This is a genomic window from Azonexus sp. MM2026_4, from assembly GCF_055901855.1.
In genome coordinates, this window is sequence record NZ_CM148380.1 from 1,396,767 (window position 1) to 1,418,287 (window position 21,521).

General features: G+C 67.1%; 20 protein-coding genes. 8 read left to right on the forward strand and 12 right to left on the reverse strand.

The genetic code is table 11. The annotated features are described in order from the left end of the window. Nucleotides 1-7: 7 nt before the first annotated feature. Together AC0KWY_RS06355 and AC0KWY_RS06360 are read left to right on the forward strand one after the other, a co-directional pair. Nucleotides 8-898, forward strand: coding sequence for an esterase/lipase family protein (locus tag AC0KWY_RS06355; RefSeq protein ID WP_474028792.1), 891 nt, complete (start codon nucleotides 8-10; stop codon nucleotides 896-898). Further along, a complete protein-coding gene (locus tag AC0KWY_RS06360; RefSeq protein ID WP_474028793.1) occupies nucleotides 895-2,196 on the forward strand; it encodes a M18 family aminopeptidase in 1,302 nt (433 codons plus the stop codon). The genes AC0KWY_RS06355 and AC0KWY_RS06360 overlap by 4 nt, the downstream gene beginning before the upstream one ends. Here the strand turns inward: AC0KWY_RS06360 and AC0KWY_RS06365 are convergent. Then, the gene (locus tag AC0KWY_RS06365) at nucleotides 2,193-5,450 is read right to left on the reverse strand and encodes an EAL domain-containing protein (protein WP_474028794.1); all 3,258 of its coding nucleotides are present in this window, start codon (nucleotides 5,448-5,450) and stop codon (nucleotides 2,193-2,195) included. The genes AC0KWY_RS06360 and AC0KWY_RS06365 overlap by 4 nt on opposite strands. 144 nt (nucleotides 5,451-5,594) lie before the next feature. Between AC0KWY_RS06365 and AC0KWY_RS06370 the strand changes: the two genes are divergently transcribed. Both AC0KWY_RS06370 and AC0KWY_RS06375 read left to right on the forward strand, forming a co-directional pair. Then, nucleotides 5,595-6,854, forward strand: coding sequence for an ATP-binding protein (locus AC0KWY_RS06370; protein ID WP_474028795.1), 1,260 nt, complete (start codon nucleotides 5,595-5,597; stop codon nucleotides 6,852-6,854). Next, nucleotides 6,851-7,381, forward strand: coding sequence for a response regulator transcription factor (locus AC0KWY_RS06375; RefSeq protein ID WP_474028796.1), 531 nt, complete (start codon nucleotides 6,851-6,853; stop codon nucleotides 7,379-7,381). Before AC0KWY_RS06370 ends, AC0KWY_RS06375 begins: the two co-directional genes overlap by 4 nt. A gap of 55 nt (nucleotides 7,382-7,436) precedes the next feature. On the opposite strand, the gene AC0KWY_RS06380 is transcribed toward AC0KWY_RS06375, so the two are convergent. Genes AC0KWY_RS06380 through AC0KWY_RS06390 form a run of 3 tightly spaced genes read right to left on the reverse strand, consistent with a single transcriptional unit; the run spans nucleotide 7,437 to nucleotide 8,983 of the window. Further along, nucleotides 7,437-7,913 carry a copper chaperone PCu(A)C gene (locus AC0KWY_RS06380; protein WP_474028797.1) on the reverse strand — a complete coding sequence of 159 codons (477 nt, stop codon included), beginning with the start codon at nucleotides 7,911-7,913 and terminating at the stop codon, nucleotides 7,437-7,439. Between the two features lie 16 nt (nucleotides 7,914-7,929). Beyond that, on the reverse strand, nucleotides 7,930-8,526 hold the full coding sequence (locus AC0KWY_RS06385) for an SCO family protein (RefSeq protein ID WP_474028798.1): 597 nt from the start codon (nucleotides 8,524-8,526) through the stop codon (nucleotides 7,930-7,932). 1 nt (nucleotide 8,527) lies between these two features. Then, entirely contained in the window at nucleotides 8,528-8,983 is a 456-nt protein-coding gene (locus tag AC0KWY_RS06390; protein ID WP_474028799.1) for a hypothetical protein, read from the reverse strand. 163 nt (nucleotides 8,984-9,146) lie between these two features. Between AC0KWY_RS06390 and AC0KWY_RS06395 the strand changes: the two genes are divergently transcribed. After that, nucleotides 9,147-9,638: a TlpA family protein disulfide reductase gene (locus AC0KWY_RS06395; RefSeq protein ID WP_474028800.1), complete on the forward strand. Its 492-nt coding sequence runs from the start codon at nucleotides 9,147-9,149 to the stop codon at nucleotides 9,636-9,638. 10 nt (nucleotides 9,639-9,648) lie between these two features. Here the strand turns inward: AC0KWY_RS06395 and AC0KWY_RS06400 are convergent, their stop codons facing one another. From AC0KWY_RS06400 to AC0KWY_RS06430, 7 genes are all read right to left on the reverse strand, one after another. After that, entirely contained in the window at nucleotides 9,649-9,828 is a 180-nt protein-coding gene (locus AC0KWY_RS06400; RefSeq protein ID WP_416693105.1) for a LiaI-LiaF-like domain-containing protein, read from the reverse strand. Between the two features lie 16 nt (nucleotides 9,829-9,844). Further along, nucleotides 9,845-12,067, reverse strand: a complete 2,223-nt coding sequence (locus AC0KWY_RS06405) for a RelA/SpoT family protein (protein WP_474028801.1) — start codon at nucleotides 12,065-12,067, stop codon at nucleotides 9,845-9,847. A gap of 69 nt (nucleotides 12,068-12,136) precedes the next feature. Continuing rightward, nucleotides 12,137-13,414 carry a Glu/Leu/Phe/Val family dehydrogenase gene (locus tag AC0KWY_RS06410; protein WP_474028802.1) on the reverse strand — a complete coding sequence of 426 codons (1,278 nt, stop codon included), beginning with the start codon at nucleotides 13,412-13,414 and terminating at the stop codon, nucleotides 12,137-12,139. Between the two features lie 40 nt (nucleotides 13,415-13,454). Next, nucleotides 13,455-14,183: an amino acid ABC transporter ATP-binding protein gene (locus tag AC0KWY_RS06415; protein ID WP_474028803.1), complete on the reverse strand. Its 729-nt coding sequence runs from the start codon at nucleotides 14,181-14,183 to the stop codon at nucleotides 13,455-13,457. Nucleotides 14,184-14,206: 23 nt separating this feature from the next. Then, the gene (gltK, locus tag AC0KWY_RS06420) at nucleotides 14,207-14,890 is read right to left on the reverse strand and encodes a glutamate/aspartate ABC transporter permease GltK (RefSeq protein ID WP_474028804.1); all 684 of its coding nucleotides are present in this window, start codon (nucleotides 14,888-14,890) and stop codon (nucleotides 14,207-14,209) included. A 1-nt stretch (nucleotide 14,891) separates the two neighbouring features. Next, nucleotides 14,892-15,629, reverse strand: coding sequence for an amino acid ABC transporter permease (locus tag AC0KWY_RS06425; protein WP_474028805.1), 738 nt, complete (start codon nucleotides 15,627-15,629; stop codon nucleotides 14,892-14,894). Nucleotides 15,630-15,767: 138 nt separating this feature from the next. Further along, nucleotides 15,768-16,667: a glutamate/aspartate ABC transporter substrate-binding protein gene (locus AC0KWY_RS06430; RefSeq protein ID WP_474028806.1), complete on the reverse strand. Its 900-nt coding sequence runs from the start codon at nucleotides 16,665-16,667 to the stop codon at nucleotides 15,768-15,770. Between the two features lie 151 nt (nucleotides 16,668-16,818). Between AC0KWY_RS06430 and AC0KWY_RS06435 the strand changes: the two genes are divergently transcribed. Both AC0KWY_RS06435 and AC0KWY_RS06440 read left to right on the forward strand, forming a co-directional pair. Further along, a complete protein-coding gene (locus tag AC0KWY_RS06435; protein WP_474028807.1) occupies nucleotides 16,819-17,706 on the forward strand; it encodes a DMT family transporter in 888 nt (295 codons plus the stop codon). Between the two features lie 7 nt (nucleotides 17,707-17,713). Then, nucleotides 17,714-18,502 (forward strand): M90 family metallopeptidase, encoded by a 789-nt coding sequence (locus tag AC0KWY_RS06440; RefSeq protein WP_474028808.1) that lies wholly within the window; start codon nucleotides 17,714-17,716, stop codon nucleotides 18,500-18,502. 60 nt (nucleotides 18,503-18,562) lie between these two features. Here AC0KWY_RS06440 and fliW read toward each other — a convergent pair whose 3' ends face one another. Next, a complete protein-coding gene (gene fliW, locus AC0KWY_RS06445) occupies nucleotides 18,563-19,000 on the reverse strand; it encodes a flagellar assembly protein FliW (RefSeq protein WP_474028809.1) in 438 nt (145 codons plus the stop codon). 121 nt (nucleotides 19,001-19,121) lie between these two features. Here fliW and AC0KWY_RS06450 point away from each other — a divergent pair, with 121 nt between their 5' ends. Further along, nucleotides 19,122-21,428 (forward strand): Tex family protein, encoded by a 2,307-nt coding sequence (locus tag AC0KWY_RS06450; RefSeq protein ID WP_474028810.1) that lies wholly within the window; start codon nucleotides 19,122-19,124, stop codon nucleotides 21,426-21,428. Nucleotides 21,429-21,521 lie beyond the last annotated feature (93 nt).

A 21,521-nucleotide genomic window follows, 5' to 3' on the forward strand; every position in this document is an offset into this window, starting at 1 on the left:
CCCGGGCATGCAACCGATCTCCGTACTGCTCTGGCTGGCCGCCGAACTGGCCACCTATTACTTCCTGGCCAGCGCCCTGTTCGGCCTCCCGGCACGCCACGCGCTGCTCGCCGCGTTTGCCGTGCTGCTCGTCAGCCGCGCCCTGCTCAACGCCGGTACCTGGCGGCTGGCCGCCCGTTACGCCAGCCCCGGCTACCCGCGCAACGTCGGCCGGCGTCTGTGGCTGATGCTGCAGGACTACGCTGCCTACCTGTTCACCTTCCTCCTGGTCGTTCCGCTGGAAGCCTTGTGGATGCCGGCCGACCGCCTCGACCGCGGCGGCCGGGTGGTCCTGCTGGTGCATGGCTACGGCTGCAGCCGCGGCGTCTTCTGGCTGCTCCGCCGGCGCCTCGAAGCGGCCGGCTGCACCGTCGCCAGCGTCAGCCTGTTTCCGCCCTTCATCAGTCTCGGCCGCATGGTGCCGCAACTCGGCGAGCGCATCGAAGCCGTCTGCCGGGAGAGTGGCGCCCGCCGCCTGACCCTGGTCGGCCACAGCATGGGCGGCCTGGTCTGCCGCTCCTACCTCGCCCGCCACGGCAACGACAAGGTGCAGGCGCTGATCACGCTGGCGACGCCGAACGCCGGCAGCGAACTGGCCCGCTACGGCATCGGCCAGAACGCCCGCGAGATGGAGCCCGATTCGCTGTGGCTGCGCGACATGAGCGGCGAGAAGACCGGCGTGCCGACGATCGCCCTGTGCAACCCGGCCGACAACTACGTGATGCCGCAGGCCAACCAGCGGCTGCCCGGCGCCCACAACGCCGACCTGCCGCCGGTCGGCCATCTCGCCATGCTCTACCACCCGCGCATCGGCGACATCATCGTCAACGCCTGCACCCAGCAAGGACCCCGCCGATGATCGCGATTCCCGAAGCCAGCCACCAGCAGGCACAGGACCTGCTCGATTTCATCGACGCCAGCCCCAGCCCCTGGCACGCCGTCGCCAGCGCCAGCCAGCGCCTGCAGGCCGCCGGCTACCGGCGGCTCGACGAAAGCGAACGGTGGACACTGGCTAGCGGCGGACGCTACTACGTGACGCGCGGCGACTCGTCGCTGCTCGCCTTCCGCCTCGGCAAACGGCCACTGGCGACGAGCGGCCTGACGCTGATCGGCGCCCACACCGATTCGCCGGGCCTGCGCGTCAAGCCGCGCCCGGCGGAAGACGCCGCCGGCCTGGTGCGGATCGGCGTCGAAGTCTATGGCGGACCGCTGCTCGCCACCTTCGCCGACCGCGACCTCGGCCTCGCCGGCCGGGTCATGGTGCGCGCCGGCGACGCCATCGTCAGCCGCCTGCTGCACATCGACCGGCCGCTGCTGCGCCTGCCCAACCTGGCCATCCACATGAACCGCGAGGCCAACGAGAACGGCCTCAAGTTCAACAAGCAGACCGAACTGCCGCTCCTCCTCGGCAGTACCGGCGACGGCGCCGACACCCAGTTCCGTCGGCCGCTGGCCGACGCCCTGGGCGTCGATCCGGGGCAGCTGCTGACCTGGGACCTGGTCGCCTGCGACACGCAAAAGGGCAGTTTCTGGGGCGCCAACCGGGAATTCGTCGCCAACGGCCAGCTCGACAACCTGGCCTCCTGCCACGCCGCGCTGAGCGCGTTGCTGGCGCAGGAAGACGACGCGGCGAGCAGCCTGGTCGCCCTCTTCGACCACGAGGAAGTCGGCTCGGAAAGCGCCGTCGGCGCCGGCGGCAGCTTCGTCGGCGACGTCCTGCAGCGGCTCGCTGCCGCCTGCGGGCTGGACGGCGAGGACCAGCGACGGATGCTCGCCGCCAGCTATTTCATCAGCGCCGACATGGCGCACGGCTGGCATCCGAACTTTCCCGCCGCCTACGAGCCCTGCCACCGCGTGCTGGTCAACGGCGGCCCGGTGATCAAGCGCAACGCCAACCAGCGCTACGCCACCGACGCCGCCAGCGCCGCCCGTTTCCTCGCCATCTGCGAGCGCGCCGGCGTCCCCTGTCAGCAGTACGCCCACCGCAGCGACCTCGGCTGCGGCAGCACGATCGGCCCGATCGTCGCCGCCCGCCTCGGCATCCCCAGCGTCAACGTCGGCGCGCCGATGTGGGCGATGCACAGCGTCCGCGAAAGCGCCGGCGTCCTCGACCACGCCTGGATGATCGCCGCACTGAGCGCGGCGCTTGCCGGCTAGGCCGGCTGCCGCTCGGCCAGCCAGCGCTCCCAGGCGTCCACCGGCAACGGGCGGCTGAACAGGAAGCCCTGCATCACCTGGCAGCCGTGCTGGGCCAGGAAGCGCCACTGCACCTCGCTTTCGACGCCTTCGGCGACGACGTCCATGCCCAGGTCGCGGGCCAGCGACAGCGTCGCCATGGCGATCGCCACGTCCTCGGCGTCGTCGGGCAGGTCCTTGACGAAGCTGCGGTCGAGCTTGAGCCGGCGGATCGGCAGGCGCTTCAGGTAGGAAAGGCTGGAGTAGCCGGTGCCGAAGTCGTCGAGCGCCAGCATGATGCCGAGGTCGCGCAATTGCTGCATGCGCGCCAGGACTTCCGGCGTCGGCTGCATCAGCGCGCTCTCGGTCAGTTCGAGCTCGAGATGGCGGGGATCGACGCCGGTGTCGCGCAGGATGCGGCGCACGCTGTCGAAGAAGCCGCTGTGACGGAACTGCAGCGCCGAGATGTTGACCGCCACCACCAGCTCGCGGCCGGCGGCCTGCCAGGCGGCGAGCTGCCGGCAGGCGGTCTCCAGTACCCATTCGCCGAGCGCGACGATCAGGCCGCTTTCTTCGGCGACGCTGATGAACTGGCCGGGCTGCAACATGCCCAGTTCCGGGTGCTGCCAACGGACCAGCGCCTCGCAACCGAGCACCCGGGCGTCGTCGGCGGCGACCTGCGGCTGGTAATGGAGGACCAGTTCGTTGCGTTCGATGGCGCGGCGCAGCGCGTTTTCCAGCATCAGGCGTTCGAGCGCGTGGACGTCCATCTCCGGCTTGAAGTAGTGATAGGTGTTGCGCCCCTGGTCCTTGGCGCAGTACATCGCGACGTCGGCATGCTTGAGCAGGGTGCTGGCGTCCTCGCCGTCTTCCGGGAAGACGGCGATGCCGACACTGGTCGACACGGTCAGTTCATGCCCCTCGATCAGCATCGGCGCCTGCAGCGCGGCGATCAGCTTGCGGGCAACGACGGCGGCGTCCTCCGGGCGTTCGAGGCGGGGCAGCAGGACGACGAATTCGTCGCCGCCGAGGCGACCGAGGAAATCGCCATCGCGCAGGCAGCCGGCGAAGCGGCGGGCAGCACCGGACAGCAGTTGATCGCCGACCGGATGGCCGAGCGAATCGTTGACCGCCTTGAAATGGTCGAGATCGAGGAACAGCACGGCCAGGCACTCGCCCTGCAGCGCCGCGCTGCGCAGTTCGAGATGCGCCCGTTCGTTCCACTGGGTGCGGTTGGGCAGGCCGGTCAGCACGTCGTAATGAGCGAGGAAGGCAATGTGCTCCTCGGCCACCCGCGCCGCGGTGACGTCCTGGGCGGTACCGCGGATGCGCAGGCCGGCCCCCTTGACCCAGTCGCTCTCGATGCGGAAATGCAGCGTGCTGGCGAGCGTCCCGTTGCCGTCCAGGCGGCAGTCGAAATCCGCTCGCCCCGGTGCCGCGGCCACCTGATCCAGCGCCCGCGCCAGCACGGGACGGTCATCCGGATGCATCCGCTCGATCAGTCCATCGCGGCGGATCGTTTCTCCCGGCGGCAAACGCAGTACCTTGCGCAACTCGTCGGAGCAATGGCATTCGCCGCTGCCGGGCAGGATTTCCCAGCTGCCGAGACGGGCGATGCGCTGCGCCTGCGCCAGTTCCTCCTGCTGCTGCGCGACCTGCCGCCCGGCTTCGGCGAGTTGCCGGGTGCGCTCCTCGACCAGCCGCTCGACGCGCCGGGTGCGGCCACTGGTCAGCAGCAGGAAGGCGCCGAGCACCGCCGTGCACAACAGGCCGACGGCGAGCGTCGCCCAGACGCTCCAGTTGCGCAGGGCGACCATGTACTCGTCGCTGGCGGCAATCGTCAGTTGCCAGTGGCGGCCGGCGAACTCGATGCGGTCGCGCCAGTGCAGCCGTCGCCCCGGCCAGGCGCCATCGGCGCATGCGGCCGGCCCGTAGAGGCGCTGGCCGGCGCCCTGGTCGAGATCGCTGAGGCAGAGCTGCAGTTGCCCGATCTTGCCGCGCAGGGCCGAATTCAACGCGTCGTCCATGCGAAAGACGGCGGAAACCATGCCGATCTGGCGCGCCGGCCGAGCGCCGAACACCGCCTGATAAACCACCACGCCGCGCTGCTCGCCGCTTTCCTGGACCAGGCGGATCGATCCCGAAGCCACCGGCTTGCCGGTCTCCCGGGTTTGCCGGGCGGCGGCACGGGTCTGCTCGAGAACCAGCGGGTCGAGACCGAGGACGCTGCGATTGCTGGCCAGGGGTTCGACATGCAGGATCGGCAGGTATTCGTCGCGACGTTGGGCGACAAAGGTCTTGCCCGACGGATCGCGGCCGAGGATGACAAACTCCGGATGGCCGCCGGCACGCACCGCGGCCTCGAAGGCATCGCGCTCGCCATCGGCCACCAGCGGGCTCCAGCCGAAATTCTGCGTTCCCGGATAGCGTTCGAGCAGCGGCGTGACGAAGTCGCGCCAGACCCCGGCGTCGAGCGCCGGATGCACGGTGGCCAGGCGTTCGAGCGCCTGTACCTGGTCGAGCTGGGCGTCCAGCCGTTTGCCGACGAGGCTCGCCAGGTGTTCGGCATCCCGGTTCAGTTGCGCCTGCTGACGCTTCTCTTCCCAATGCCGGATCTGGACGAAGCTGGCGGCGAGCACGGCCAGCGCGATCAGCATCGGCACGCTGACGGTGGCCCGCCGCGAGCGCCACTCGTCGGCCGGACGACCGAAGAAGACGAGCAGCAGCGGCACCATGATGAGGATGCCGAGCAGGTCGCCGGCCCACCAGTTGGCCCAGGTGAAAGGCAGGTCGGCGAAGGCGGTCGCCTGCATCAGGTAGAGCGTCGCCGTCCCCAGCGTCGGGCTGATCAGCGTCGACAGCGGGGCGACGACGAAGACGAAGCGGACGATGCTGTCCGGGCTGTCGAGCGGGTTATCGCGCCCGAGCAGACGGCCGGCGAGCAGGTAGCCGAAGCCGGCTTGCGCGGTGGCGCCAAGTGCCGGCAGGAGGAGCATCGGCCAGACCGCGCTCGACAGCCCGCTCTGCATTGCCGCCAGCGACTGGACGGCGAAAGCGCCGACGAAAACGCCGGGCAGACAGCGTGGGCCGCGCACCAGCAGCGCCGCCAGGGCGATCCCGGCGGGTGGAAAAAGGGGCGCCGCATAACCCGGTGGTACGGCAATCTGCAACGCCAGCCAGCCGGTCAACGCATAGAACAGGGCGAGCAGAAAATTGTCGCGCAATGCAAAAGGCATTTTTATATTTTATCTCTCTGATAATTTTTCCATTATAAGTAGGCTTCGCCGCAAAAGTCAGTGCGCCGGAACGCCTCAGGCTGCGACAATCCGCCGCAGCCACCGGGCGCGCACCGCGCCGGGCAAATCGCCGATAATCCGCGCATGCCACTGATCGCCCCCACTGCCGACAGCAGGGAGTACCTGCTCAACCTGCGCCGACTGTTCGCCCTGCGCTGGGCGATGCTGGCGGCGATGGCGCTGCTGGTAGTGGTCGCCCCGCCGCTGATCGGCATCGAGCTGCCGCGCCCGGTGATGTTCGCGATCCTCCTCGTCGTCGCCCTGCTCAACGGCTTCGGCCAGTGGCAGGCGGCGCGCAGCCGGGAAGCCAGCGCCAACGAACTGTGCAGCCAGTTGCTGATCGACATCGTCGCCCTCAGCGCGCTGATGTTCTTCAGCGGCGGCGCCACCAATCCGCTGGTTTCGCTGCTGCTGCCGCCGGTCGCCATCGCCGCCCTCGGCCTGCCGCAACGGCTGGTCTTCCTGGTCGGCGGCACGGCGGTCGTCGCCTACTCGCTGCTGATGCTCTACTACCTGCCCCTGCCGATCGCCGATGCGGCGCGGGCGACGCAGTTGCACCTGATCGGCATGTGGCTGACCTTCACCGTCTCGGCGCTGCTGATCGCCTGGATCATCCTGCGCATGACCCGGCTGATCCGCCAGCGCGACGCCGAACTCGCCACCGCGCGCGAACAGGCGCTGCGCGACGAACGGATCACGGCGATGGGCACCCTGGCCGCCGGCGCCGCCCACGAACTGGGAACGCCGCTGGCGACGATGGCGTTGATCCTCGGCGAACTGGCCGGCGACGAGCGCCTGCCGGACGACGCCCGCGACGACCTCGGGCTGCTGCGGCAGCAGGTCGCCGCCTGCAAGACGATCATCACCGGCCTGTCGCGGCGGGCCGGCGCCGAGCGCCTGGAAGCCAGCCACGCGCAGCCGGTCGACCAGTGGCTGGACGAACTGCGCTGCCAGTGGCAGGCCCTGCGCCCGGCCGCCAGTTGCCGCCTGCAGGTGCTCAACCGGGACGCGGCGCCCCAGTTGGCGATCGACCCACGCCTCGAACAGGCGCTGCTCAATCTGCTCAACAACGCCGCCAACGCCAGTCCGGCGCCGATCGACATCGGCCTGGCGTGGAACCGGCAACGCATCGAGATCGAAATCCGCGACCGCGGCCCGGGCTTCCCGGACGAGGTACTGCGCCTCTGCGGCCGCCAGAAACTCCCCGACCACGCCGGCGGCTTCGGCGTCGGCCTGCTGCTCACCAGCTCGGCGATCGGCCAGCTCGGCGGCGAACTGCAACTGAGCAATCCCGCCGACGGCGGCGCCCTCGCCCGCATCCTGCTACCCATCGAAAAGAAATGACCGCACCGATCCTGATCATCGACGACGACCCGACCTTCAACGCTATCCTGCTGCGCACGCTGGGCCGCCGCCAGCAGACCGCGATCGGCGCCCACAACAGCGAGGAAGCCCTGCAACTGGCGCAGCAACACCAGCCGTCGCGCATCGTCCTCGACCTCAACCTGGCCGGCGTTTCCGGGCTGTCGCTGATTCCGCAACTGCTGGACATCAATCCGCAGGCGCGCATCGTCGTCCTCACCGGCTACGGCAGCATCGCCACCGCGGTCGAGGCGATCAAGCGCGGCGCCACGCAGTACCTCGCCAAGCCGGTCGAGATCGAGGCCATCCTCAGCGCCTTCGACGACGCCGAGCTATCCGCCAGCGACAGCACGCCGGACGAGCCGCTGTCGGTCAACCGCCTGGAATGGGAACACATCCAGCGCGTGCTCAAGGAAAACGACGGCAACGTCTCGGCCACCGCGCGCGCCCTGAAGATGCATCGCCGCACCCTGCAGCGCAAACTCGCCAAACACCCGGTCCGCGCCTGAGCGCAGCACGCGCCAGGCGGCACCGCGGCAAGCGCCGCCGTGCCGCCGCCGGGACTCAGTGGTGCGCGTGATTCATCGGCATCGCTGCCGGCGCTGCCGCCGGCATCGCCCGCGTCACCTTGAATTCGACCTGCTTGCTGCTGCCGTCGGCGAAACCGAGCGTGACCGGCACCATCTGACCTTCACTGAGCGGCGCCTTCATGTTGATCATCATCACGTGCAGGCCGCCCGGCTTGAGCGCCGTCTCGCCGCCGGCTGGAATGGCGATCTCGGCCACCTGGCGCATGCGCATCACGCCGTTGTCGTTGATGTGGGTGTGCAGTTCGCTCAGCTGCGACGCCGGGTTCGCCGCCTTGACCAGACGAGCCTCCGCCTTGCCGGCATTCTTCAGCAGCATGAAGGCGCCGGTGGCGGTCGCGTTGGGCGGCGCCAGGCGGATGTAGGGATCGACGACGGCGACGTCGTCGGCGCTGCCGGCAAGGACGGCGCTCGACAGGCCGAGGGCGGCGATCAGCAGGGACAGGCGTTTCATGGCAGGACTCCTTGTTTCAGTTCAGGTATTGACGGATCAGCGCGACCATCTGCGCCGACGTCGTGCCGTGCGCCAGGCGCGCGCGCAGGCGGCCGTCGGGGCCGACGAGGAAGGTTTCCGCCGAGTGATCGACGGCGTAGTTGCCGCCCTCGCCCGCCGGCTGCAATTTGTAGATCACGCCGTAGCGGGCGGCGACCTCGGCGATCTGTTGCGCGTCGCCGGTGACGCCGACGAAGCCGGGATCGAAGAATTCGAGATAGGTCTTGAGGTGGGCCGGCGTATCGCGCTGCGGGTCCACCGAGACGAAGAGCAGCGCGACCTTCTGCCGCTCTTCCGGCGTCAGCAGCGCGCGCGCCTCGAGCACGGTGTTGAGCGTCGTCGGGCAGATGTCGGGACAGAAGGTGTAGCCGAAATAGACGAGGACGAGACGGCCCGCGTAGTCGTGCAGCGCGACCGGCCCGGCCGCCCCCTGTAGCGTGAAATCGCCGCCCGCCGGCAGCGGGCTGGGCGGCGGCGCCGGCCGGGCGCCGGGATCGGGATGCCAGAACAGCAGCAGACCGAGGATCAGCGCGGCGAGCGCGGCGGCAATGGCGGCGAGGATGCGTTCAGACATGTCAGCCGGTCACGAAACGAAAGGGAATGGCTACCCGCGAACCGGGCAGATCGACCAGCACCGTCGCCTGCCAGCTCATGCGGCCGGTGACGCAAACGGGCAGCGTCGCCTCGCCGGCGAAGACGCCCGGCGCGCGCTCCTGCAGCGACGGGCGGTTGAAGCCCATGTCCATGTCGACACCGGCGAAATCGATCTCGACACGGCTGGCGCCGCTCGCCTCGACCGTCACCGGGAAGGCCTTGACCAGCGGGATCGGCCGCGTGCCGATATTCAGCGTGACCCGCCCGCCGCCGGGCAAGCTTGCCGAACAGGCGCCTTCCTGCAGGTTGCAGGCGGCGTCGGGCTGGACCGTCAGGTCCGATTTCGGCAGCAGCAGCGGCGACAGCTTGTAGCCGACGACAACGACCAGCAGGATCAGCAGGATGCCGATGAGGTCGAGAAGTATCTTCCTGTTCACTTGTTTCCTTCTGCATGGCCGTACCGGCAGCCTCCCGGCAGGACCGGCGGCGATTCTGGCACAGCCCTGCCGGCGCCACCTGCGACAAATTGCCGCAGGTCGGCGGACAGCTCATTTAACGAATGCTAATATTCAGCCCCTGGCCATTTTCCCCGAGCGCCCCGTGAAGAAACTCCTCGCCGCCCTTGCCCTCGCCCTTGCCGCCAACCTGAGCGCCGCCCAACCGGCGCCGGACAGCGCCCCCTTCTTCGGCGCCACGCTGGCCAGTGCCGACGACCGGCCGGTGGCGATGAGCCGCTACCGCGGCAAGCCGTTGGTGGTCAATTTCTGGGCTCGCTGGTGTCCGCCCTGCCGGGCCGAGATTCCCGAGCTCAACAGCTTCGCCAAAAAACACGCCGGCAAGATCGACGTCGTCGGCATCGGCATCGAGGACGACGCGGCGGCGGTCAAGGCCTTCGCCCGCGACTTCCCGATCCAGTACCCGGTCTATCTCGCCCGCGAACAGGCGCACGCGCTGATGTCCGGCCTCGGCAACGCGCGCGGCGGTTTGCCCTACACGCTGTTCATCGATCGCCAGGGCAAGGTGATCGGCGGCAAGCTCGGCATGCTGCGCCAGGCCGACCTCGACGCCGCGGCGCCGCTGCTGCTGCGCTGACCGCTGCCGCTCAGGAGCGATCCTGGCGGCCATCCCGGGAAAACAGCATGGTGATGCCGACGCCGATCGGGATCAGCGGCCACCAGGTGCCGATCAACTGAAAGATGTTGACGTGAAAGAGGTCCAGGTTGGCGCCGAGGGCGACGACGCCGACGGTGATCAGGACGATGGCAGCAACGTTTCCCTTCATCGGGGACTCCCTGGATTCAGGCACGACGGACGCCGACAACGCCTTCGACCTCGTGGATCAGGCCGAGGGTGCGCTGCAACTGGCGCAGATTGACGATTTCGACGGTGAAGCTCATGTGCGCGTTGCCCTGGCGCGACTGCGTGTTGACGCCGACGACGTTGAGCTTCTCGCGGGTGAAGATTTCCGAGATGTCGCGCAGCAGGCCCTGGCGGTCGTGCGCATCGACGACGATGTCGCAGGCGAAGGTGCCGGTCGTCTCGCTGCCCCAGTCGGTCTCGATCACCCGCTCCGGGTGCAGCGCGGCAAGGTTGGCGAAGTTCGGGCAATCGGCGCGGTGGATCGAAATCCCCTTGCCGCGCGTGATGAAGCCGTGGATCTCGTCCGGCGGCGCCGGCTTGCAGCAGCGTGCGAGCTGGGTCAGCAGCTTGTCGACGCCGACGATCAGGATGCCCTGGTTGCCGTCGCTGTGCTTGCGCGGCGCCCGCGTCTGCACTTCGTCCGGCAGTTGCGTGTCGGCCGCCGCTTCGCCGCGCGCCGCCGCCTGGAACAGGCGCAGGTTGAGTTCGCCGCGGGCGGCGGCGATGTAGAGGTCGTCGGCCTTGGCGAACTCCAGGCGGCGCGCCAGTTCGTCGATGTTGGCGCCGGTCTGCCCGGCGCGCTGCAATTCCTTGCTCACCAGCGCCCGCCCTTCGGCCAGCGTCTCTTCCAGCGCCAGGTTGGCGAACCATGCGCGCACCTTGATCCGCGCGCTCTTGGTGTGGATGTAGCCGAGTGCCGGATTGAGCCAGTCGCGCGACGGCCCGCCCTGCTTGGCGGTCAGCACCTCGACCTGCTGCCCGGTTTCCAGCGACGTGTTGAGCGGAATCAACTGGCCGTTGATCTTGGCGCCGCGACAGCGGTGACCGAGGTCGGTATGGACGCGGTAGGCGAAATCGACGGCGGTCGCCCCCGACGGCAGGTCGACGACGCGGCCCTGCGGCGTCATCACGTAGATGGTCTCGTCGAGCGCCGCCTGCTTGTAGTGGTTGACCCAGTCGGAGCTGTCGGCGACCTCGTTCTTCCAGGTCAGCAACTGGCGCAGCCAGGCGATCTTCTCGTCGTAGGCATCGGCACCCGGCGCCTTGGCGCCTTCCTTGTAGCGCCAGTGCGCGGCGACGCCGAGCTCGGCGTGCTTGTGCATGTCCCAGGTGCGGATCTGGATTTCCAGGCTGCGCCCGTCGGGACACTCGACCGCGGTATGCAGCGAGCGGTAGTTGTTGCCCTTCGGCTTCGAGATGTAGTCGTCGAATTCCTTGGAAATCGGCGTCCACAGGTTGTGCACGATGCCGAGCGCGGTATAGCAGTCCTTGACGTCGTCGACGATGATGCGCAGGGCACGCACGTCATAGACCTCGGCGAAGCCGACGCCCTTCTTGCGCATCTTGTTCCAGATGCTGTAGATGTGCTTCGGCCGGCCGTAGATCTCCGCGTGGGCGATGCCGGCCTCGGCCAGCTCGGCGCGGACGCGGGCGACGGCGTCGGCGATGAAGGCTTCGCGCTCGCTGCGTTTTTCGTCGAGCTGCTTGGCGATCGTCTTGTAGATGTCGGGGTGGATGAAGCGGAACGACAGGTCCTCCAGCTCCCACTTCAGTTCCCAGACGCCGAGCCGGTTGGCGAGCGGCGAATAGAGTTCCAGCGTCTCGCGCGCCACCTGCACGCGCAGGTCGTCGGGCTGCGCCGCGTAATGGCGCAGCGTCTGCGTCCGGCTGGCCAGGCGCAGGAGGACGACGCGGATGTCCTCGACCATGGCCAGCAGCATCTTGCGCAGGACCTCGACCTGGGCGCGCATTTCCGCCGGGTTGCTCTCGCCGGCCTCGAGATCGACGGCAACGAAGCCCTTGGCGATCGGCCGCAGACGATTGAGCCGGAAGATGCCATAGACCAGGCTGGCGACCGCCTTGCCGAAGCGTTCCTCGATGTGCAGGACGCCGTGCTCGTCCTGCGCGGGCACTGCGAAGAGCAGCGCGGCGATGCGCGAATCGGCATCGAGCCTGAGACCGGCGATGATCACCGCCATGCCGAGCGCGTGCGCCCAGATGCCCTCGCCGCTGCCGAGCAGGCTGTTGCCGTAAACCTGGGCGGCGAAATCGACGGCTTCCCGGAGACGCCGGGCATCGGCCTCCGGCAAGCCGGCCGTCAGCACGGCCAGGGACTGTTCGGAATCGCCGTGAGCGGCGACGGAATGGACGACGGAAACCATGGCCGCGATTATAGGTCTGGCAGCCGTCGATTGACAGAAAAAGTCCGGACGGCGGCTGCGCTATCGACGTTACGGATAGAGGCCGCGCACCGCCCGCGCCGCCAGCACCCGCCGACAGGCGACGACGAAGGCCGCAGTGCGTAGCGGCAGGCCCTTGTCCGCCGCCACCTGCCAGACGGCATCGAAGGCCTCGCTCATGATCCGGGTCAGGCGTGCGTTGATCTCGTCCTCGGTCCAGAAGAAGCTCGAAAAATCCTGCACCCATTCGAAATAGCTGACGGTCACCCCGCCGGCATTGGCCAGCACGTCCGGCACCACCAGGACGCCCCGTTCGCCGAGGATGGCGTCGGCTTCCGGCGTGGTCGGACCGTTGGCACCTTCGACGATCATCCGCGCCCTGATGGCGCCGGCGTTGGCGGCGGTGATCTGGCCCTCGACCGCGGCCGGCACCAGGATGTCGCAGTCGAGCGACCAGAACTCGCCGGCCGCGACCGGCGTCGCTCCCGGGAAATCGCCGATCCGGCCGCCCGCGCGCAAATGCTCGCGCAGGGCGCGGGGGTCGATGCCGGCCGGGTTGTACACCGTACCGCCGACATCCTGCACCGCCACCAGTCGCGCGCCGCCGTCGTGGAAGATGCGCGCCGCCGCCTCGCCGACGTTGCCGAAACCCTGCACGGCAAGGCGCGCGCCGGCGATCGCCAGACCGAGTTTGGCCGCCGCCGCCTGGGCGGTGACGAAAACGCCGCGCCCGGTGGCGTCCTGACGCCCCAGGCTGCCGCCCAGCGAGAGCGGCTTGCCGGTGACGACGCCGGTGGCGGTCCGCCCCTGGTTCATCGAGTAGGTGTCCATCATCCAGGCCATCACCTGCTCGTTGGTGTTCATGTCGGGCGCCGGAATGTCCTTGTCCGGCCCGATCAGGATGTTGATCTCGCTGGTGTAGCGCCGGGTCAGGCGTTCCAGTTCGGCCTGGCTCAACTGTTTCGGATCGATCCGGATGCCGCCCTTGGCGCCGCCGTAGGGGACGTTGACGACGGCGTTCTTGATCGTCATCCAGGCCGCCAGCGCCATCACTTCCGACAGCGTGACGTCGGGGTGATAGCGGACGCCGCCCTTGCCCGGCCCGCGCGAGACGTTGTGGTGCACGCGATAGCCCTCGAAATGGACGATCTCGCCGTCGTCGCGGCGCAGCGGGACGTCGACGATCAGCGAGCGCTTCGGCCTGCGCAGGGTTTCGATCCACGGCCGCAGCGGCGCGTCGATGTAGGGCGCGACCGCTTCGATCTGGCTCAGATAGGTCTGCCAGGGACCGAGGTGTTCCTGCGAAAGATAGGATGGCAGGTTGCCCATGCGTCGTCTCCGGTGTGGTCGCTGGTCGGGGCGCGGTTTGTCAGTGGTGCAGTATCTTGGCCAGGAACTGCTGCGCCCGTTCCGAACGCGGGTTGCCGAAGAAAGCTTCCTTCTCGTCGTCCTCGACGATCTGGCCGTGGTCCATGAAGATGACGCGGTTGGCGACGCGGCGGGCAAAGCCCATTTCGTGCGTCACGCACATCATGGTCATGCCTTCCTTGGCCAGTTCGGTCATCACGTCGAGCACTTCGTTGACCATTTCCGGGTCGAGCGCCGAGGTCGGCTCGTCGAACAGCATGCAGATCGGGTCCATCGCCAGCGCCCGGGCGATCGCCACGCGCTGTTGCTGGCCGCCGGACAGCTGGCCGGGGAACTTGTGCGCGTGCGCCTTCAGACCGACCCGGTCGAGCAGCTTGAGACCCTTGTCGATGGCCTCATCCTGCTTGCGGCCGAGCACCTTGACCTGGGCGATCGCCAGGTTCTGGGTGATGCTCATGTGTGGGAACAGCTCGAAGTTCTGGAACACCATCCCGACGTGGGCGCGCAGCTTCGACAGGTTGGTCTTGGGGTCGCCGACCGAGGTGCCGTTGACGATGATCTCGCCCGACTGGAAGGGTTCGAGGCCATTGACGCACTTGATCAGCGTCGATTTGCCGGAGCCCGACGGGCCGCAGACGACGATCACCTCGCCCTTGTTGACGGTGGTGCTGCAGTCCTTGAGCACGTCGAACGAACCGTAGCTCTTGCTGACATGGGAAATCTGGATCATGACTATCTCCTGGGTACGCGGCTTCAGGCCGGGTGGTATTTTTTCTGCAGGTGCTTGACCAGCGTCAACGCGGCAAAGCAGAGGACGAAATAGACGAGACCGGCGAACAGCAGCAGTTCGACCAGCCGCCCGTCGCGGTCGCCAACCTTGTAGGCGGCGCCGAAGAAGTCGGCCAGCGCGGACACGTAGACCAGCGAGGTGTCCTGGAACAGGATGATGGCCTGGGTCAGCAGCAGCGGCAGCATGTTGCGGAAGGCCTGCGGCAGAATCACCAGGCGCATCGCCTGGCCGTAGGTCATGCCCAGCGCCTGGCAGGCCGCCATCTGGCCCTTCGGCACCGACTGGATGCCGGCGCGGATGATCTCCGAGTAGTAGGCCGACTCGAACAGCGCGAAGCCGATCATCGCCGAGGTCAGGCGCATATCGGCACCGGGCGGCAAGTTGAACAACTGCTCGATGAACTTGGGGACGATCAGGAAGAACCAGAGCAGGACCATGACCAGCGGCACGGCGCGGAACAGGTTCACGTAGCCGGCGGCGAACAGCGACAGCGGTTTCACCGACGACAGCCGCATCATCGCCAGCAGCGTGCCCCAGACGATGCCGACGACGATCGCCGTCAGCGTGATTTCCAGCGAGATCTTCATGCCGTCCCAGAGGAAGGGCAGCGCCCCGGGGATCGACGACCAGTCGAATTCGTAGACCATGTTACTTGCCTCCCATGTAGCCCGGCACGCGGACCTTGTCTTCGAGCTTCTTCATCAGCGTCATGACGATGATGTTGATCGCGACATAGGCGACGGTGACGGCGATGAAGGATTCGTAGGGCTGCGCCGTGTAATCGACCAATTGACGGCCTTGCGCGGCGAGTTCGAGGAGGCCGATGGTCGAGCAGACGGCGGAGTTCTTGAAGATGTTGAGGAACTCCGAGGTCAGCGGCGGCACGATCAGCCGGAAAGCCATCGGCAGCATGACGAAGCGGTAGGTCTGGCCGAGGGTGAGACCGAGCGCCAGGCCGGCGTTCTTCTGGCCGCGCGGCAGCGAGTTGATGCCGGAACGCACCTGCTCGGCGACCCGCGCGCTGGTGAACAGCCCGAGACAGACCATCGCCGCCAGGAATTGCTGGAACACCGGGTGCGACTGCTTGTAGGCGTCACCGATCGAGACCGGCAACAGTTCCGGCAGCACGAAGTACCAGATGAACAGTTGCACGAGCAGCGGGATGTTGCGGAACAACTCGACGTAGGCGGTGGCCAGGCCGCTCAGCGCCTTGTTCGGCACCGTGCGCAGGACACCCATGACGGCGCCGAGCAGGAGGGCGATGAGCCAGGCGCTCAGCGAGAGCAGCACGGTCATCTGCAGGCCGGACAGCATCCAGCCCAGGTAAATGTCGTCGCCCGCCGCCGTCGGCTGCAGGAAGACGTGCCAGTTCCATTGGTAGTTCATGACTTTTCCCCCTCGGATCGGGAAGCCCGCTTACCCTGCCTCCCAGGCAGCCAGGAACTCCGGCCGAGGCCTGGCAAAGATGATGCGACCGGCACTCGTCCCCCGCGCCGGGGGACGAGCAGCAAGTGGTGCTGGGAACTACTCGAACGCCTTGTCGTTCGGCGCCTTGTACAGGGCCTTCATTTCGGCCGAGAGCGGCATGTTGAGGTTCAGGCCCTTGGGCGGGATCGGGTTCATGAACCACTTGTTGTAGATCTTCTCGGCATCGCCGGAAGTCATCGCCTTGGTCAGCGCGGCATCGACCACCTTCTTGAATTCGGGGTCGTCCTTGCGCAGCATGCAGCCGTAGGCTTCCTTCGACTGCGCCGTGCCGACCACCGCCCAGTCGCCCGGCTTCTTGGCCTTGGCCATTTCGCCGTAGAGCAGCGCGTCGTCCATCATGAAGGCGACGGCACGGCCGGTTTCCAGGGTCAGGAAGCTCTCGCCATGGTCCTTGGCCGAGATCACGTTCATGCCCATCTTCTTCTCTTCGTTCATCTTGCGGATCAGACGCTCGGAGGTCGTGCCGGCGGTAGTGACGACGTTCTTGCCGGCGAGGTCGGCGAAGTCGTCGATGCCGGAAGTCTTCTTGGTCATCAGACGGGTACCGATGACGAAGATGGTGGTCGAGAAGCCGACCTGCTTCTGGCGCTCCAGGTTGTTGGTAGTCGAACCGCATTCGATGTCGACGGTGCCGTTCTGGATCAGCGTGATGCGGTTGGCGGAAGTGACCGGCATCAGCTTGGTGTCGAGCTTGGCCAGTTTCAGCTCGCTCTTGACCGCGTCGACGACCTTGAGCATCAGCTCGTGCGAGTAGCCGATGACCTGCTGCTTGTCGTCGTAGTAAGAGAACGGAATCGACGATTCGCGGTGACCGAGCGTGATGCTGCCGGTTTCCTTGACCTTCTTCAGGGTCGAAGCTTCCTGGGCCAGCGCCGGCGTCACGGCGGCGGTGGAAAAGACAGTAGCGAGAGCGGCAGCAAGAACGATACGTTTCATCTGAATCTCCTGAGGAAGAAGAAGCCGAGATCGGCTTCGGCAAACGTATAGTGGCAAGCGTCGGGGGCAACTGTCAAAGAGGAAAACCCTGCCCCACGCCGATCGGGAAAGCGCCGACAGTGCAGCCGTCTGAAGGCATAATCCGCCGACCATGCCGAAATTCCTGACCAACCCCTACCTCCTGCTGACCCTGACCGCGCTCTTCTGGTCGGGCAACATGGTGCTCGGTCGCGGCATCCGCGCCGACGTGCCGCCGCTGGCGCTGGCCTTCTGGCGCTGGGCGATCGCCTTCCTGCTGGTGCTGCCGCTGGCGCTGCCGCACCTCAAGGCGCAGTGGCCGCTGCTGAAAAAAGGCTGGCGGCCGGTGCTCGCCCTCGGCCTGTTCGGCGTCGGCGGCTACAACACCTTTGCCTACCTGGCGCTGCAGACGACGACGGCGACCAACGCGGTGCTGCTCAACTCCTTCATCCCGGTCGCCACCATCGCCATTTCCTGGGCTTTCCTCGGCAAGCGGCTGACGCCGCTGGCGGCGACCGGCGTCCTCGTTTCGCTGCTCGGCGCGCTGGGCATCGTCGCCCGCGGCGAACTGGGCGTGCTGCTCCATCTCAACCTCAACATCGGCGACCTCTGGATGCTCGGCGCCGTCGCCGTCTGGGCCATCTACACCGTCGGCCTGGCCTGGCGCCCGGCCGGCGTGCACCCGATGCTGGCGCTCGCCGCGTTCACGCTGGTCGGCCTCGCCGCGCTGTTTCCCGCCTACCTGTGGGAGGTGGCGCAAGGGCGGACGATCAACGTGCATGCCGGCTCGCTGCTTTCGCTCGCCTACGTCGGCATCTTCCCGAGCTTCGTCGGCTACATCTTCTACAACCGCGGCGTCGCCGAAGTCGGCGCCAGCAAGGCCAGCCTGTTCATCCACCTGATGCCGGTGTTCGGCACCCTGCTCTCGGTCGTCTTCCTCGGCGAAATCCCGCACCTCTACCACTATGTCGGCATCGCGCTGATCTTTGCTGGCATCTGGCTGACGATGAAGAAGGGCTGAGCGGCGGATGGGCCTGTTCGACTGGCTGCGCCGCCGCCGACCGGCGGCGATTCCCGACGCCCTGTGGCAACGGACGCTGGCCGGCCAGCCCTTCCTCGCCGCGCTCGACGTCGGCGAAGCGCGCCGCCTGCGGGCGCTGGCCGAACGCTTCCTGGCCGACAAGGAATTCACCGCCGCCGGCGGGCTCGAACTGAGCGACGAAATCTGCGTCGCCATCGCCGCCCAGGGCTGCCTGCCGGTGCTCGAACTCGGCCTCGGCGCCTACGGCGACTGGGTCGGCATCGTCGTCTATGCCGACGAGTTCGTCGTCCCGCGCGAGTTCGCCGACGACGATGGCGTCGTGCACCGTTACGCCGACGTACTTTCCGGCGAAGCCTGGGAAGGCGGCCCGCTGCTCGTCTCCTGGCAGGACGTGCAGATGGCCGGCGGCGACTACAACGTGGTCATCCACGAGTTCGCGCACAAGCTCGACATGCTCAACGGCGAAGTGGACGGCATGCCGGCGCTGAATTCGGGACTCAGCGTCGAGCGCTGGGAGCAGGTGTTGTTCGCAGCTTACGACGATTTCTGCACCCGCGTCGATGGCGGCGAGGAGACGATCATCGACCCCTACGCCAGCGAAGCGCCCGGGGAGTTCTTCGCCGTTCTCAGCGAATGCTTCTTCGGCATTCCCGACGTCGTCGCCGCCGAATACCCGGCACTTTACGCACTGCTGCGCGACTACTACCGGCAGGACCCGCTAGGGCGGATTCACAGCAAGCAGCGGCTGGCGCAAGTTACCGAGAACACGCCCTAGCCCGCCTGCAGAAAAAATAAAAGCCGGCGCGCAGGCCGGCTTGTTGTCCGTGCGGAAGACTCAGACCTTGCTCACCAGATTGGACAGGGTGACGTTGGTGGTCATCTGCGCCAGCAGCTTCTGCAGGCCGACGCGGGCCTTGAGGTTGATGATCAGCGGCGCGCGCAGGCTGGGGGCGACGCCGCCGCCTTCTTCCTGCTTGTAGAGGGTGATCATCACCGCCACGTCGTCGGCGGCCGGCGACTGCAGCAGCGCGTTTTCCTCGTCGGTCAGTTCGAGCTCGTAATTGAAGCCGAGCGCGGTCGGATCGATGATCTGGAAAGCCAGCGCCGCATCGTCCACCGACTGCAGCGTGAAGCTCTGCGGTTCGGCCTTGCCTTCCTCGTGAGCGAGCATGAACTGCTTCTTGTCTTCGAAACCGATCAAGCCGTTCGGAAAGCTGATGACCTTGTCTTCTGCCACATCGACGGTACCAAACAGATAGGTATTCACTTGCATGTGCTCTCTCCTCTTGAGTTGGGATGTATCAATTGGCATCCTACACCACTCCGTGAAGAGTTGTAATTCACCTCGGGATTACGGCATCATTGCCGCCCCTTTCCGCTGTCCCGCCGCACCCATGCTCGCTCCCATCGAACACCGCATCGCCCTCGAACTCAACGTCCGCCCCGCCCAGGTCAGGGCCGCCGTCCAGTTGCTCGACGAAGGCGCCACCGTGCCCTTCATCGCCCGCTACCGCAAGGAAGTCACCGGCGAACTCGACGACACGCAACTGCGCAACCTCGAAGAGCGCCTCGGTTACCTGCGCGAACTGGAGGACCGCCGGGGCGCGGTGCTCGCCAGCATCGAGGAACAGGGCAAGCTGACGCCGGAACTGCGCGGCGAGATCGAGAACGCCGAAACGAAGCAGCGCCTGGAAGACCTCTACCTGCCGTACAAGCAGAAGCGCCGGACCAAGGCGCAGATCGCCCGCGAAGCCGGCATCGAACCGCTGGCGCTCGGCCTCCTGGAAAACCCCGAGCTGACGCCGGAAGACGAAGCCGAAAAATACCTCAACGCCGACGCCGGCTTCGCCGACACCAAGGCGGTGCTCGACGGCGCCCGCCAGATCCTGATGGAGAAGTTCGCCGAGGACGCGCAACTGCTGCAGACGCTGCGCGATTACCTGAAGGAACACGGCCTGCTCAAATCGACCGTCGTCGAAGGCAAGGAAAGCGAAGGCGCCAAGTTCCGCGACTGGTTCGACTTCGCCGAGTCCATCGTCAACATGCCCTCGCACCGCGCGCTGGCCCTGTTGCGCGGGCGCAACGAAGGTTTCCTGAATGTCGCCCTGGTGCTCGATTCCGAATTGAACGAAGACGCGGTCAAGCCCGGCACCAACCCGTGCGAACAGCGCATCGCCGCCCGTTTCGGCATCAAGCACCAGAACCGCCCGGCCGACAAATGGCTGCAGGACACCGTGCGCTGGACCTGGAAGGTCAAGGTCTATACCCACCTCGAACTCGAACTGGTCAACGAACTGCGCGAGCGCGCCGAGGAAGAAGCGATCCGCATCTTCGGCAAGAACCTGAAGGACCTGCTGCTCGCCGCGCCGGCCGGCCAGCACGTGACCATGGGCATCGACCCGGGCATCCGCACCGGCTGCAAGATCGCCGTCGTCGACGCCACCGGCAAGCTGCTCGACACCGCCACCATCTACCCGCACGAACCGCGCAACGACTGGGGCGGCTCGATCTCGACCATCGCCCGCCTCGCCTCGACGCACGGCGTGACCCTGGTCGCCATCGGCAACGGCACCGCCAGCCGCGAGACCGACAAGCTGGTGCAGGACGTGATGAAGAAGTACCCGGAAGCGCGGCTACAGAAGATCGTCGTCTCGGAAGCCGGCGCCTCGGTCTATTCGGCCTCGGAACTGGCGGCCAAGGAATTCCCCGACCTCGACGTCTCGATCCGCGGCGCCGTGTCGATTGCCCGCCGGCTGCAGGACCCGCTCGCCGAACTGGTCAAGATCGAACCGAAGTCGATCGGCGTCGGCCAGTACCAGCACGACGTTTCCCAATCCAAGCTGGCGAAGAACCTGGATGCCGTGGTCGAGGATTGCGTCAACGCTGTCGGCGTCGATGTGAACACCGCTTCGGTGCCGCTGCTCACCCGCATCTCCGGCCTCAACGGCAGTCTGGCCGCCAACATCGTCGGCTACCGCGACGCCCACGGCGCCTTCAAGTCGCGCGACGAGCTGAAGAAGGTGCCGCGCCTCGGCGACAAGACTTTCGAACAGGCCGCCGGCTTCCTGCGCGTGCCGAACGGCGACAACCCGCTCGACGCGTCTTCCGTGCACCCGGAAGCCTATCCGCTGGTCGAAAAGATCATCGTCGACCTGAAGAAGCCGATCAAAGAACTGCTCGGCAACAGCCAGGCGCTCAAGGGCCTCAACCCGAGTAAATACACCGACGAACGCTTCGGTCTGCCGACCGTTCAGGACATCTTCAAGGAACTGGAAAAACCCGGCCGCGACCCGCGCCCCGAGTTCAAGACCGCCACCTTCGCCGACGGTGTCGAGGAAGTGAAGGACCTGCGCCCGGGCATGATCCTCGAAGGCGTGGTGACCAACGTCGCCGCCTTCGGCGCCTTCGTCGACATCGGCGTGCACCAGGACGGCCTGGTGCACGTCTCGGCGCTGTCCAACACCTTCGTCAAGGACCCGCACGCGGTGGTCAAGGCCGGCCAGGTGGTCAAGGTCAAGGTGCTGGAAGTCGACCTCGCCCGCCAGCGCATCGCACTCACCATGCGCATGGGCGACGAGCCGAAGAAGCACGATGCGGGCAGCCAGCGCGGCGCCCCGCTGTCGAAACAGCAGGCCCGCCACAACGCCCCGCCACCGGCCGGCAACGCGATGGCCAACGCCTTCGCCAAACTCAAGCGCTGACGGCGATAGCCGCGGCGCATGCGGCGCATCGGCATTGCCAATTGGCGAGGCGGTAACGCCTTGCCGACAATGACGGCATACCGATCCCGAAGG